This window comes from Pseudoalteromonas sp. TAE79 (assembly GCF_000498015.1).
Classification (GTDB): domain Bacteria; phylum Pseudomonadota; class Gammaproteobacteria; order Enterobacterales; family Alteromonadaceae; genus Pseudoalteromonas.
Map to the genome: position 1 here is coordinate 32,616 of NZ_AUTL01000219.1, position 13,536 is coordinate 46,151.

Sequence of the window (13,536 nt, forward strand, 5' to 3'; positions counted from 1 at the left end):
CCAGAACCAGAAAGAGCCCCATGAGTATTGAAAAAGCCTTAATCGAACGTAGTAGTAATCAATGTGAATTGTGTGCAGCCACCGAGAACTTATCTGTTTATGAAGTACCACCGGTAACTGAAACCCACTCAGATAAATGTATTTACACGTGTCAAACATGTAAAGATCAAATCGAGAATAACAGCGAAATAACGCCTACACATTGGCACTGTTTAAACGATAGCATGTGGAGCCAAACTCCTGCAGTACAAGTTGTAGCTTACAGAATGCTTTCTCGTTTAGCGCCTGATAATGGCTGGGCACAAGATGCGCTAGACATGATTTACCTTGAAGAAGACACGCTAACGTGGGCTAAAAAAGCACTTGCCGAAGATGACGATTTAAAGCATGTAGATAGCAACGGTGTAGTACTTCAAGCAGGCGATACTGTTACCCTAATTAAAGACTTAGATGTTAAAGGCAGTAGCCTTACCGCTAAACGTGGAACAGCTGTTCGTAATATTGGCCTAACCAGCAACCCTGATCATATTGAAGGGCGAGTTGACGGCCAGCGCATTGTTATTTTAACTAAGTTTGTTAAAAAATAATCGTTTGTTTTTAATTATTAAAGGCGCTAATGCGCCTTTTTTTATGTTTAAAATAAGTTAAGGAATGATTAAGTCACTAGGTAATACACTAGGGGGATAATATTGAGTAAGGTTAACAAACATGGAAAAGCATCAAGCAGTACATTCACGTAAAAAAGCACTTACAGGACTTAGTTTATTAGCACTGAGCGCTTTTGCTATAACCGGTTGTGATCAACAAACAAAGCCGACTGAAAATACAGAGCAAGCAAAATCAATATCGACTCTAACTACCCAAGTTAGCTACAAAGATCGCAGTATGCTTCGCCCCGATTCACAGTTAATAGTTACGCTTTCGGATGTATCTAAAATGGATGTAAAAGCAGATATAATAACTCAAGAAGTGATTGATATTACCCAAACCCCACCATTTACTGTAGAGCTAACTTATGATTCCAGTAAAGTTAACGATAAACACCGCTATAGCCTAAGCGCCAGAATAATAAATAAAGACAAAGTACTTTACACAAGTACCACAAATAACGACCCATTTAGAGAATCACAGCTAACTGGCCCCTATAAAATTGAGCTTTCAAAAGTGTCGACTCAAAAACCCGATGTAACACTCACAAATACTTACTGGAAAGCAATAACAATAAATGCTCAAACTGTGAATGTTACAACTAAAGAACCATTCATTCAGTTCAATAAAGACCACCGCGTTAATGGCTTTTTAGGCTGTAATAATTTTAGCGGAAGCTATAGCACCGAGCAGCAAACAATTACACTTAGTCAGCTAGCAAGTACAAAAAAGATGTGCTCGGATAATATGAGCCAAGAAGCGGCTATGTCTGACGTACTTAGCAAAACTTCAAAGTGGGAAATAACAGGTGAATCACTAAAACTTAAAAACAGTCGCGGTAATACGCTTGCTACTTTTAGTGCGGTTTATTTTAATTAATATTTAGCTCCCTTATATATATTACCTAACACATTCGTATTGATTTTAAATAAAATGCCCAGCAAAGCTGGGCATTTTATTATTCGTTATAAGCGCTATTTAAAGTTACTCATCAACGAGTTGTTCACTTCTGTAAAAACCACTTGGCTCACTTAACAAACTAACAAGTTCAGGCATTATTGCATCCATTGTTTGCTTTAGCTTCCATGGAGGATTAATTACAATCATGCCCGATGCTGTCATACCGTGTACGTCAGTATCCGCTTCAGTGCCTAATTCAAATAACTGAATGTTGCGCATTCCTGAATCAATTAAGCCCTGCTCCATATTATCAATGCGCTCTCTGTCTACTACCGGATACCAAATCATATAAGTACCTGTAGCAAAACGCTGATGAGCTTTAACTAAGGTTTTTACAACCGTTTCGTAGTCATCTTTAATTTCGTACGGAGGGTCAATTAACACACACGCTCTGCGAGATGCTGGTGGTAATAATCCTACTAAGCCGGTAAAGCCATCTTCTCCACGTACACGAATAGAGCGCTTACCTTGCATGTTTTCTTCAAGTAATAATAAATCGCGCGGGTGCAATTCAAAAAACCAGCCCTTATCTTGGCGGCGCAAGTAATGCTCTGCAATTTTTGGTGAACCTGGATAAAATGCAAGTTCGTCAGTGTCGTTAAATGACTTAATTAATTCAATGTACTCATTAAGCTCAGCATGTTCACTTTTATGTTGCCAAAGTTTTTCAATACCATCTTGATACTCTTGCGTTTTTTGCGCATCAGCAGCTGCCAGTTCAAAAAAGCCAGCACCTGAATGCGTGTCTATATAATCAAGCGGTTTATCTTTAATTGTTTGATAATTTAGTACTTGTGCCAGTACTAAATGTTTAAGTACATCGGCAGGATTACCCGCATGAAATGAGTGTCTGTAACTAAGCATTATTTATTTTCGCCATACGCAATTTAATATCGTAAGTGAACCATAAGCACTAGGCTTTGGCAACTTACACCAAGATAAGAGAGTGTTAAAGTGAACCATTTCTGAATGAAAAAGCTCATATGCTGAATTATCCCTTAACACAGAAGAAAAATCAGCTAAAACCACCGTAAATGCTGGCAAATCAACACACTTTGCTTTACATTTGCATGACATTAATTACAGTTATATGAGCGCCTTTATGAACAACACTACTCTTCAACAACTCGAACAACTGATCGATTCTTTAATCGAACGTAATAATCAATTACAAACAGATGTTGCTACTTTAAAAGAACAGAACACTAAACTAAGCGATGAAAACGAATTACTACAGCTTGAAGCTTTAGAAAATGAAGAAAAGCAAAAAGATGCCAGCACTACTTTATCTGGTCTTCTTGATAAATTACAAAGCGCACAACAGGCTAGCTAATGTCTGAGCTGCAAAACCAGCGGGTCACTGTTGAGTTGCTAGGTAAAGAGCAGCAATTTGCTTGCCCCGAAGGGCAGGAAGATGCATTAATAGCAGCAGCTAAAAATCTAAATGACTTAGTTGAGCAAATGAAACAACGCTCAACCGTTAGAAACGATCAAAAAGCCCTACTAATGGCAGCATTAAACTTAAGCCACGAATTGCTAGAAGCAAAAACACAGGCTACAGTTGAACAACAGCATCAAGACCAATTGATTGATAAACTCAGTCTGCATTTGGCAAATGACCCCAAACACCAAAAATAAAAAGCGCATACTGCGCTTTTTGTTTATTATTAAAGTAATTAAACCTCAGCGTAGAGATAATAAATGAAGTTAAAACTTTCAAACATAACCTCTTCATGTAAGCACTTACTATTGGCATGCACTTTACTATCAATAGCACCTAGCACCTACGCTGCCGTAACTTGGAATACAATAAACCCTCATATTCAGTTTTTAAAGCAACAAGACAAGCTTCGCTTTTACGACTCTAACCAAGTATTAATTGAAGGCGAAACATGCGCCATACTTGTTGATACGAGCGCCAATTTTGCCGCAGTTGAACAACTTGCTGAAGATTTAAAGAAGCGCCTTAAAACACCCTTATGCTATTTAGTGGCTACCCACTACCATGACGATCACTTGCTAGGTATGGCGGTTATGCAAAATTTTTATCCAGGTGCCAAGCTCATTGTTCATCAGCAGGTAAATAAAAATTTTAACCTTTATCAAACAGCATATACCGACAAACTAGACACCTATGAAAAGAGCATTGAGCTGAGCTACCAACGGTTAGCGAATGTACCCAAAGAAGAGCAAGCTAAATGGCGTGATAAGTTAAAGCTTGCAAAAAAGCGACTTTTTCGCTGGCAGGAGTATCAGCTTAGCAAACCCGAAATAGTAATTAATAGTCGTAAAATTATCGACCTTGGTGGTTTTGAGGTAACGCTTGAGCCGCAGCAAGCCCATACTAACGGTGATTTAACTATTACTACTAATAATGGCAGTGTGCTGATTGGTGGCGATATCGTTGACTGGCTTCCTTACCCTGGTCACGGCGAACTTAAAAGTTGGCAAACGTTGCTTAAGCAATATATTAACGACGAAAAGCTCACTATTATTATACCTGGCCACGGCGGCACATTAACAAAAGAGCAGCTGAAACAGCCGCTATCATTTTTAACAGCCATAACGGAGCATGTTAAAAACAATAAAGATCAAAGTATTGAGCAGTTAATGCTGTCGTTTCCTGAATCAGTTATTGAGCCTTATAAACAAGAAGCGCTTAATATAAAATCGAGTAACTTTTTTTTACAAGCAGGCCTAAATCGTGTAAAAAGCGCAGAATAACTCAACACAACGGATTGTGTTAAAATAATAAAAGGAATTTACAAAAGTGATCACTATGCGCAGTTTGGTTTTATGTTGTTTGGGTATTTTGTTATTTGGTTGTCAATCAACGGAGCAAGAACCACAAGAAGCTCCACAAATATTTACTCATTTTGAGCCTGACTATACTTATGATATTGACGATGAAGTAGCTCAAACGCCTCAAGTTAAAGAGGCAGTTACGCCACTTCAATTCAAAAAAACAATCGTAAAAAAGCGCCCACTAAAAACCACCGATCTGTGGATGCATATAGCCAATAATCTACACTTTACGATTTATCAAAATCGCGCTTTAAAAAAGCGTATCAGCTGGTATGCAAAGCAACCTAACTACTTACAAACGGTGAGCAAACGCGCAGCGCCTTACCTGTATCACATCGTAAAAAAAATTGAGCAAAAGCAATTGCCTATGGAGCTCGCATTATTACCATTTGTAGAAAGCGATTTTAGACCAACAATAGCCTCATCACAGCAAGCTGTTGGTGTTTGGCAGTTAGTTGGCGCAACGGCGCATCACTTTGGTGTTAAGTCAGACCAATGGTATGACGGGCGCCAAGACGTACTTGCTTCAACCGATGCTGCACTTGATTACTTAAGTTACTTACACAAACGCTTTGATGGTAATTGGCTACATGCTTTGGCCGCTTATAATAGTGGTGAAGGCCGTGTTAAACGTGCAATCGAAAAAAACAAAAAACGCGGTAAAAGCACCGATTACTGGTCGCTCAGTCTGCCAAAAGAAACTGCTGACTATGTACCCAAATTACTCGCTTTAAGTTATTTAGTTAAACATCCACAAAAGGGCATTAAACGCCCAAAGCTAGCATATAAACCATTTACAACACAGATGAACATAGGCCAGCAGTTCGACTTTTCAGTCATTGCCAAGCTCTCTGGTATAGGTTCAAAGCAGTTACATGCTATTAATCAGGGATATTTAAAAAATCAAAGCTCACCTAACGGGCCGCATACTTTACTGCTGCCTATAGGGCAAGAAGCATTATTAAAAAGTCAGTTCTTCAAATCAAACTTTGCTGGAGAGTACATCGTTAAACAAAACGATACGCTTTACAGTATCGCCAGGCGTTTTAGTATGTCTGTAAAAGCTTTGAAACAACTTAATAATAAAAATAATAATTTAATAGGTGTTGGAGAAAAGTTATTAGTTGGGCAACCTAAAACTCTGCCAAGCACATTAACTGTTGATTACAAAATCAGCCCTTATTTAGAACACCAAGAGATTGCGATTCCCACCATTGAAATAGATTACGAAGTTAAGTCAGGCGATAGCCTTTGGAGTATAAGTCAGCTTTATGATGTACCTCATAGCGACTTGGCAAAATGGAACAAACTCTCTGCATCAAGTATTTTAAAGCCTGGCACTCAATTAGTACTGTTTATACCACAGGCTGAAAAGCAAAAAGCAGCACCAATAAAAAAAGATTTACTGCTAGATTTACAAAAAACACTAAATCAGCCACGTTAAGTTTATAAACACGTATATTTCGCGTAAAATTGCGCCCTAACATAGTTATTATTTGAAGAGACAAGCATGCAAATTAGCAAAAATTCAGCAGTTGAATTTCATTACACCCTTAGCGAAGCGGGCGAGCAAATTGAAAGTAGCACAAACGAAGCGCCACTTACTTACATTCATGGCAGCGAAGGCATGCTTCCTGGTTTAGAAAAAGCACTTGAAGGCAAAGAAGCTGGCGAAAAATTTAGTGTAACTCTAGAGCCAAGTGAATCATACGGCGAGCGTGTTGATGACTTAATTCAACGTATTCCGCTTAAGCACCTACAAGGCGACGTTAAAGTATGGAAACCTGGTATGACAGCAATGGTTAGCTCTAACCAAGGTCGTCATCAGGTTACTATTGTTAAGGTTGGTCGTTTTAACGCAGATTGTGATTTAAACCACCCATTTGCTGGTAAAACGCTAACGTTTGACGTTGAAGTTATATCGGTACGTGAAGCAACAAGTGAAGAAGTTTCTCACGGACATGTGCACGCTGAAGGCGGCTGTGGTCACTCTCACTAGTTAGCAATAAAGGAAGTAAGTATGTCTAAAGTTGCAGTCGTTACAGGTGGTACAAAAGGTATTGGCTTAGCCGTAGTAAAGCGTTTGCTAAACAATGGCTATGAAGTACATAACCTTGATATAGAGCTGAGCGAAATCGGTATATTTCATCAGTGTGATGTAAGTGATGTATCGGCGGTACAAAGCTGTATCAACGCTATCTGTGAACAAAGCTGTATCAACGCTATCTGTGAACAAAGCAAACGTATTGATGTACTTGTTTCTAATGCTGGAAAACACTTAAGCGCAAATATAGAAAGCACCGACGAGCAAACTCTCGATGCACTTTTTGCGCTTAATGTTAAAGGCGCTTATGCCGCAATACAAAGCGTATTGCCAAGCATGAAAGCGCAAAATGGCGGCGCTATTATATTAGTCGCTTCCGATCAGGCAATTATAGGTAAGCAAAACTCTTTTGCGTATAACCTAACAAAACATGCCCTTGCCTCAATGGCTAAAACAACAGCGCTTGATTACGCAGGTTTTAATATTAGAGCAAATGCGGTATGCCCTGGCACAATAGAAACCCCGCTATTTCATAACGCAATAGATGCGTACTGCGCAAAAAGTGGCGCAAACAAAGCTGAAATAGTTGCCGAGGAAGCAAGTCTTCAACCGCTTAACCGATTAGGTCAAGCCGATGAGGTTGCTGCCCTTGTGAGCTTTTTAGCAAGCGACGATGCCAGTTTTATAACAGGCAGCCTACAAAGTATTGATGGTGGTTACACAGCCCAATGAGCATGCAAATTATTGACCCTCATGTGCATTTTTTTAATCTTGCCGAGGGGCAATATACTTGGCTACAAGGCGAAAACCCACCAGCATGGCCTAACCTAGAAAAAATTAAACAACCAATAAGTGCAGAGCAACTTGTTAAAAGTACTGATTTTGAACTTGCGGGTATTGTGCACATTGAGGCTGGGTTTGATAATCAATCACCTATAAACGAGTTAAACTGGCTAAGCTCGCATTTAAAAAACCTTTCATTCAAGGCTATTAGTTACAACCAAATTGATGCGCCCGCAGAGCAATTTAATCACGCGCTAAATGCACTGGCTCATTCAAGCCTTTGTGGTATAAGAGATATAACCGAAGAAGATGATGCAGTGAGACTAAAAAGCCCTCATTGTATTAATAACCTTAATTTATTGGCTACAAATAAACTGCATTTTGAAGCTCAATTTGATATTGAAAATAGCGAAATAACCAAACAAATAGCTTACTACGCTAAGCAGCTACCGCAGCTTCAGATTATAATTAATCATGCAGGACTGCCAAGTAATTTAAATGACTGGCAACAAGGTGCTGAGTTACTTGCTCAGCACGACAACATAGCAATTAAATTCTCTGGTTTTGAATTACTACAACTTACCAGTGAGCAACAAGCAGCGTGTTTTAATATTCTTTTTAATCACTTTGGCCAGCAGCGTATTATGTTTGCAAGCAACTTTCCTGTGTGCCAAATAAATACAAGCTACAACACTCTATGGCACTGCCATAAGGCGTTATGCTCAAACGATAAGACATGGCATAACCTTAGCTATGCAAACGCTAAGCACTACTACCAAGTTTAAGTAAAACTAGTTATATTAAACTCTCTTTTTATAATAATACGGCCAATTTATGAAAATGTACTTTTTACTAATCGTTGTATTTTCTGCGTTTTTTCTCAATGGCTGCATATCTCAAAATCCAGATCCGACACCTAAGCTGCAACATGCTCTACTGGCAAAGCCAAATAAAACAGCCGTTAGCAAAGCAATTAAAACACTTGTACATATACAAGAAACTCAATTAGCTGAGAATGTATTTACTACCAGCAGCACAGTAACCCTTAGCAATGTGGATGGTAATAATATTATCGACACGCAAAGTCGCAATACACCCGATCAGTTTGAATTGATGATTAAAGGCAAGCAATGCTATATACGCCACCTTGATAGTAAAGCCACTATTGAGCTTAAAGACGTAGAATGTAGAATTAACGAGTTATAACAAGCTAAAACTTTACCAAAAAAGTAAAAGCCGGTAAGTGACTAATCACTTACCGGCTTTTTAATGCATGACCTAAGTTAGGTTAAAAGACTATTATTTTATTTCTACGCGTTGAGAACGCATAACAATCTCATCATTTAATTCAATACCCAACCCTGGCTCTTCTGACACTTCAAAGAAACCATTTTTAGGTTGTGGGTCTTGTAAACATAACTCGCGGTTCCACTTTTTAATCGCATAAGTGTGGTGCTCATGAATCAAAAAGTTAGGGATAGCCGTTTCTAAGTGCAGTGATGCTGCTGTTGCAACAGGCCCGCCACATACGTGAGCTTGAATACGCACATCAAAGATATCTGCGTAATCACATACTTTTTTAGTTTCGGTAAAGCCACCACATAAACCAATATCAGGTTGCAGAACATCAATACTTTGCTCTTCTAAGTACGGGCGCACACCCCAGCGATTATACAAACGTTCACCACCAGCAATTGGCACATTAACTTTATCTGCTACTTTTGCATGCAATGAATGGTTTAGGTAGTTAACTGGCTCTTCAAAGTACATACAGTCAAATTCTTCTGCAATTTCACCCAACTGAATGGCTGTTGTCACGCCAGGTAAACTGTGGCATTCAAAAATAATATCCACTTCGTCGCCTACTGCTTCGCGAATGGCTTGCATACGTGCACGGTATAGCTTCATTTCAGTGCGTGAGATTATTTTTGTACGGTCGTAATAAGTATTGCCGTCTTTATCGTACTGAATTGGATCTACTTTTACTGCATCGTAACCTTCGGCCATCGCCTTTAAAGCCGCTTCTGCATATTCTTGCGGTTGTACTAGGGCTTTAAATTCGCTATCCCAGTCAAACTGTAATTGCGAAGCGTAAGTGCGTAGTTTGTCGTTAACTTTACCGCCTAATAACTGGTATACAGGTAAACCAAGCGCTTTACCTTTTATATCCCAAAGTGCGGTATCAATTGCGCTCATTGCAGCATATACAACAGGTCCGCCGCCTAAACCCCAAAAGCTTTCACGTAACATACGTGACCATAGTTTTTCTGTTTGAAATGGGTCGTGGCCTATTAAAAAGGCGTCGGCCATTTCCTTAATCATAGCCGCTGCAGCACTGTGACCTAAATCGTATGCAAGGCCCGCTTCGCCAACACCACTAATACCTTCGTCAGTATGAATACGTACAAACACAGGTGTCCAAGAAGGTCTATCAGGACAGTGAATATCAAATACTTCAACGCGATTTACTTTCATTAAAATTCCTTATTAACCGCTATGGGTTATTTTGCAAAACTAGGGTCAAGTCGATACGCTTTACGTAACATCGCAGGCCACGCAAGTTGCCCGCCGGTGCTGCCACTGTGTACTACGTTTGCTTGATTATAAATATTGTCGATTATAGGTTGCGGTACTTCAATCACCTCTTGCGAGCTTGATTGTAGCGCTAGTTGAATTTCACACGCTCGCTGTAAATCATAAAAGCGCATAAACGCATCGCCTACCGTTGGGCCTACTGTTAAGCCACCATGATTTACCAATAACATATGGTTAGTGCTGCCCAAATCATCTTGCAGCACTTTTCGCTCGTCGTCGTTTACCGCAAGCCCTTCGTAACCATGATAAGAAAGCGATGGCAGTGAAAACATTGAATACTGGCTAAGCGGTAATAAACCATTTTTTTGTGTAGCAACAGCGATTGTTTCTTTGGTATGAAGATGAATAACACAATGAGCGTCTTCGCGTACCTCATGAATCGCACTGTGAATAGTAAAACCAGCAGGGTTAATACTAAATGGCGTATCATCAATAATGTTACCGTCTAAGTCGACCTTTACTAAATTAGAGGCAGTTACTTCATCAAAGGTTAAACCAAAGGCATTCACTAGGTAGTGATCGGTGCCAGGCAAACGTGCTGATAAATGCGTATAGATTAAATCCCCCCAACGAAAGTGCTCGACCAGTCTATAACATGCGGCTAAATCAACACGAAGTCGCCACTCTTGTGCTGATACTTTATTTTTTAAATTGAGTTGGGGTAAATCAAACATAATAAGCCTTTTAAAAACGTACATTACTAACCTGCACGAACAGATGTTTAGAAGTCTAAAGCAGTCTCTATTTTATAGCAAACACCAAACAAAACAGCCACACTATTGTGTGGCTGTTTGTAAAACTAAAATACCAATTGCATTAAAATGGTATAGCTGCGTAAATTATTTTACGTTAGCTAGGTAATCTGCAATTGCTTCAAACTCTTCATCAGTTACCGTTGCAACCATTGCTTTCATAGCCATGGTCATACCGTTATTACGTGCACCTGATTTGATGTCTTTCATTTGCGCTACTAAGTAGTCTTTGTTTTGACCGTTTAGCTTAGGATACATACCCATAATTGGTGCTTTACCTTCAGCGCCATGACAAGTTTGACAATTTTTAGCGGTATAAAGTGTGGCGCCATCGGCCGCTGCTGCATTAAACGAGAAGCTTGCGGTTAAAGTAATACCCGCGCCTAATAGTAGTGTTTTCATCTTGCTCATTGTATTTACTCTTCTTTTTTGACGGTTAGAAAAACTGTTCTATTGATTGTAGTAAACAATCAAATAAAAAGCATACGTACGAAACGACGCTAGACGATCAACTTAACCAAAAACCGCTAACTCGTTTCTGTCTCACTTTTATATACTTTAGCAAATAAAAATGAGCTTACCCTTAATAAACTATTACCACACTATATCATCTGGTACTTCAAAGTCTGCGTACGGGTCATCTTCATCTTTTGGTTTGTTTTCAGGCTCTACATGAAAAACAATATACTTTTCGTCAACTTCTGCCACTTTGCGTGCTGGTTCGTCGTCTAATACGTAAAATTGCCCTTCTAGTACACAAATAGCTAAACGACCGCCCGATAACGCTTTTTGCGTTTTCTCGTTCACGTCGATATTTTTTACTTTGTTTTGATAAGTAAAATTAAATGTGCGCTCACCACGAATAGCGTCTTGGTTGTGGTGCTCTAAAATTTGTTTAACACGCGCTTCTTGTTCGCGCTGCTTTAAGCTCACTTGGCGTGTTTGGTTAAGCTCTTCAGCTTTTTTTTGCTGCTCTAGCTTGGTTTGTTGAATATGCTTTTGCAGATCACTTGGGTTGCTAGTAGCCCCTTTCTTTTGCTTTTTTTGTTGCTTACGCTTTTCTGATTTAGCAACTTTAGCATTATGCGATGTTGTTAATCCTGCTTGAAGCAATTGGTCTTGTAATGAACCCATGGCTTTGTTCCACTAAAAACTAATATTATCGCTATTTTAATCACCAACGAGTTCAAATAACAGCGCTATCGACATTAATCTAGCAAACTAGTTAAAACAAACCATGATATAGCGCAAAGAGCATGGTTTTAATTATCAATTAAAAACAATTTTTAATACAATGCCACGTAACCAATCAGCAAATGTATAAGCCATATAATGCGTTTACCTCATCTACTCGTTTGCTCGGTATTTATATTTTTTGTGCTTTATGCACCGCAACCCCTACTTAGTCTTTTTGCGAGCGAATTTAATGTAGCACCTGCGGTAGCTGGCAGCTTAATGACTGCAACTATGTTGCCCTTAGCCATTGCCCCGCTCGTTTACGGTTTATTTTTAGCAAAAATAAATCCACTACTTATATTACGTATTGCAATGGTGCTTTTAGGCCTTAGCTGCTTACTTTTTATTTATGTACCTAGCTTTGAGCTTTTATTATTAGTCCGATTTTTACAAGGTTTAACGCTCCCTGCAGCTTTAACCGCAATGACTAGCTATATAGGTATGAGTTATAGCGCTGATACACTTCAAAAAAATATGACCCTATATATTGGTAGCAGCATAGTTGGTGGTTACTTTGGTCGTGTGCTCGCAGCTTTGTTTAGCGACTTATGGAATTGGCAGAGCTTTTATTACGTAATTGCTTTTATGCTTATTTTTTTAGCTTTAACAATCAAACATTCTCAATTTTCGAACCCAGCAACAAAGTCTCAGCTTTCACCACTGGACTACATTAAACAGCTTAAAGAAGGCGCTATACTTAAAATTTACGGTGCCGTTTTTTGTATGTTTTTTTGCTTTGCTGCACTACTTAATTACTTACCGTTTATATTGCAAAATACGTTTTTAATTACCAATACTCGTGACATAGGTTTAGTTTACAGTGGCTATTTAGTTGGTGCACTCGCCTCTATTGCTGCACCTTGGTTACTTAAAAAAGTCGCTTCGCCTTGGCATTTATTAACTGCGGTATTTAGTTTTTATAGTGTGAGTATTATTTTATTAATGAGCCACCAGCTTAGCTTATTTTTAATCGCATTTACTTTGTTTTGTGGTGCTATGTTTGTGATTCACTCAACCGCGGCGCCACTCGTTAATAAAATAAGTAAAGCCCCGCCAAGTGTAACCAATGGTGGATATGTATCGTTTTATTACAGTGGTGGTGCATTGGGGTCGTTATTACCCGGTGTGGTATACCAACATCATGGGCAAACAGCGTTTATGTTTACGCTACTTGCGGTTTGCTTATGTGGTTTATCGTTAATTATGTGGGCTTATTTCGAGGGTAAAAATACAACGCGAGGTTGATGCTTTGTGTGATTAAAAAATGCTTCTAAATCAGCTTTACTAATCAACCATGTTTGGGTGTTTTCAAACGGATGACAATGAAACAAATCACCACCCCAAATATCTTGATCGACCCATAAGCTCACTTCGTTTTGCTTATCATTTAAAAGAGCCAACATAGATACACACCCAGGAGCCACTTTTAAATACGTTGCTAAGCGCTCACTCGATGCAAACCCTAAACGCGAAAGCCCTTGTTGCTTTGATAGTGCCTTTAAATCTAGTTGCTTATTGTGCGCGGTAATAACTAAAAAGTGTCGCTTACCTTCATTATCGCGTAAAAATAGGTTTTTAAGGCGAGTACCTGGGCGCTCAATCATAAACTCATCAGCTGCTAAGCTAGTATGTAGCGGCGGATGCTCTATTCCATCATAGTTAATATCTAGGTGCGCTAAAAGCTCTGCTAACTTAGTTTTATCCGCATACATA

At 39.1% G+C, this 13,536-nt stretch carries 17 protein-coding genes; 11 read left to right on the top strand and 6 right to left on the bottom strand.

Annotated elements, in window-relative coordinates; translation table 11 throughout:
- Window positions 1-20: 20 nt before the first annotated feature.
- Together L655_RS0116315 and L655_RS0116320 are read left to right on the top strand one after the other, a co-directional pair.
- Complete coding sequence (locus L655_RS0116315; RefSeq protein ID WP_024605602.1) at window positions 21-587, top strand: alkylphosphonate utilization protein; 567 nt, start codon at window positions 21-23, stop codon at window positions 585-587.
- 121 nt (window positions 588-708) lie between these two features.
- Window positions 709-1,527, top strand: coding sequence for an META domain-containing protein (locus L655_RS0116320; RefSeq protein WP_024605603.1), 819 nt, complete (start codon window positions 709-711; stop codon window positions 1,525-1,527).
- Between the two features lie 105 nt (window positions 1,528-1,632).
- Here L655_RS0116320 and rlmJ read toward each other — a convergent pair whose 3' ends face one another.
- The gene (gene rlmJ / locus L655_RS0116325) at window positions 1,633-2,472 is read right to left on the bottom strand and encodes a 23S rRNA (adenine(2030)-N(6))-methyltransferase RlmJ (RefSeq protein WP_024605604.1); all 840 of its coding nucleotides are present in this window, start codon (window positions 2,470-2,472) and stop codon (window positions 1,633-1,635) included.
- A gap of 238 nt (window positions 2,473-2,710) precedes the next feature.
- Here rlmJ and zapB point away from each other — a divergent pair, with 238 nt between their 5' ends.
- The 8 genes from zapB (at window position 2,711) to L655_RS0116365 (ending at window position 8,446) form a co-directional block, all read left to right on the top strand.
- On the top strand, window positions 2,711-2,941 hold the full coding sequence (zapB, locus tag L655_RS0116330; RefSeq protein ID WP_002957855.1) for a cell division protein ZapB: 231 nt from the start codon (window positions 2,711-2,713) through the stop codon (window positions 2,939-2,941).
- The gene (locus L655_RS0116335) at window positions 2,941-3,246 is read left to right on the top strand and encodes a cell division protein ZapA (protein WP_024605605.1); all 306 of its coding nucleotides are present in this window, start codon (window positions 2,941-2,943) and stop codon (window positions 3,244-3,246) included. The genes zapB and L655_RS0116335 overlap by 1 nt, the downstream gene beginning before the upstream one ends.
- A gap of 63 nt (window positions 3,247-3,309) precedes the next feature.
- Window positions 3,310-4,332, top strand: coding sequence for an MBL fold metallo-hydrolase (locus L655_RS0116340; protein WP_024605606.1), 1,023 nt, complete (start codon window positions 3,310-3,312; stop codon window positions 4,330-4,332).
- A 55-nt stretch (window positions 4,333-4,387) separates the two neighbouring features.
- On the top strand, window positions 4,388-5,857 hold the full coding sequence (locus L655_RS0116345) for a LysM peptidoglycan-binding domain-containing protein (protein WP_024605607.1): 1,470 nt from the start codon (window positions 4,388-4,390) through the stop codon (window positions 5,855-5,857).
- Between the two features lie 66 nt (window positions 5,858-5,923).
- Window positions 5,924-6,412 carry a peptidylprolyl isomerase gene (locus L655_RS0116350; RefSeq protein ID WP_007586440.1) on the top strand — a complete coding sequence of 163 codons (489 nt, stop codon included), beginning with the start codon at window positions 5,924-5,926 and terminating at the stop codon, window positions 6,410-6,412.
- Between the two features lie 21 nt (window positions 6,413-6,433).
- Window positions 6,434-7,189 (top strand): SDR family oxidoreductase, encoded by a 756-nt coding sequence (locus L655_RS0116355; RefSeq protein ID WP_024605608.1) that lies wholly within the window; start codon window positions 6,434-6,436, stop codon window positions 7,187-7,189.
- Entirely contained in the window at window positions 7,186-8,025 is an 840-nt protein-coding gene (locus tag L655_RS0116360) for an amidohydrolase family protein (RefSeq protein ID WP_024605609.1), read from the top strand. The genes L655_RS0116355 and L655_RS0116360 overlap by 4 nt, the downstream gene beginning before the upstream one ends.
- A 49-nt stretch (window positions 8,026-8,074) precedes the next feature.
- The gene (locus L655_RS0116365) at window positions 8,075-8,446 is read left to right on the top strand and encodes a hypothetical protein (protein WP_024595815.1); all 372 of its coding nucleotides are present in this window, start codon (window positions 8,075-8,077) and stop codon (window positions 8,444-8,446) included.
- Between the two features lie 93 nt (window positions 8,447-8,539).
- Here L655_RS0116365 and L655_RS0116370 read toward each other — a convergent pair whose 3' ends face one another.
- The 4 genes from L655_RS0116370 to L655_RS0116385 form a co-directional block, all read right to left on the bottom strand.
- Window positions 8,540-9,715 carry a mandelate racemase/muconate lactonizing enzyme family protein gene (locus tag L655_RS0116370; RefSeq protein ID WP_024605610.1) on the bottom strand — a complete coding sequence of 392 codons (1,176 nt, stop codon included), beginning with the start codon at window positions 9,713-9,715 and terminating at the stop codon, window positions 8,540-8,542.
- A gap of 26 nt (window positions 9,716-9,741) precedes the next feature.
- Window positions 9,742-10,509 (bottom strand): class II aldolase/adducin family protein, encoded by a 768-nt coding sequence (locus L655_RS0116375; RefSeq protein ID WP_024605611.1) that lies wholly within the window; start codon window positions 10,507-10,509, stop codon window positions 9,742-9,744.
- Window positions 10,510-10,674: 165 nt separating this feature from the next.
- On the bottom strand, window positions 10,675-10,998 hold the full coding sequence (locus L655_RS0116380; RefSeq protein ID WP_024605612.1) for a c-type cytochrome: 324 nt from the start codon (window positions 10,996-10,998) through the stop codon (window positions 10,675-10,677).
- A gap of 183 nt (window positions 10,999-11,181) precedes the next feature.
- Window positions 11,182-11,721 (bottom strand): DUF2058 domain-containing protein, encoded by a 540-nt coding sequence (locus L655_RS0116385; RefSeq protein ID WP_002957867.1) that lies wholly within the window; start codon window positions 11,719-11,721, stop codon window positions 11,182-11,184.
- Between the two features lie 198 nt (window positions 11,722-11,919).
- On the opposite strand from L655_RS0116385, the gene L655_RS0116390 reads away from it, so the two are divergent.
- Entirely contained in the window at window positions 11,920-13,068 is a 1,149-nt protein-coding gene (locus L655_RS0116390) for an MFS transporter (protein ID WP_024605613.1), read from the top strand.
- Here the strand turns inward: L655_RS0116390 and L655_RS0116395 are convergent.
- A complete protein-coding gene (locus tag L655_RS0116395) occupies window positions 13,035-13,535 on the bottom strand; it encodes a prolyl-tRNA synthetase associated domain-containing protein (protein WP_024605614.1) in 501 nt (166 codons plus the stop codon). The two genes, L655_RS0116390 and L655_RS0116395, sit on opposite strands and share 34 nt — an antisense overlap.
- Window position 13,536: the final 1 nt, after the last annotated feature.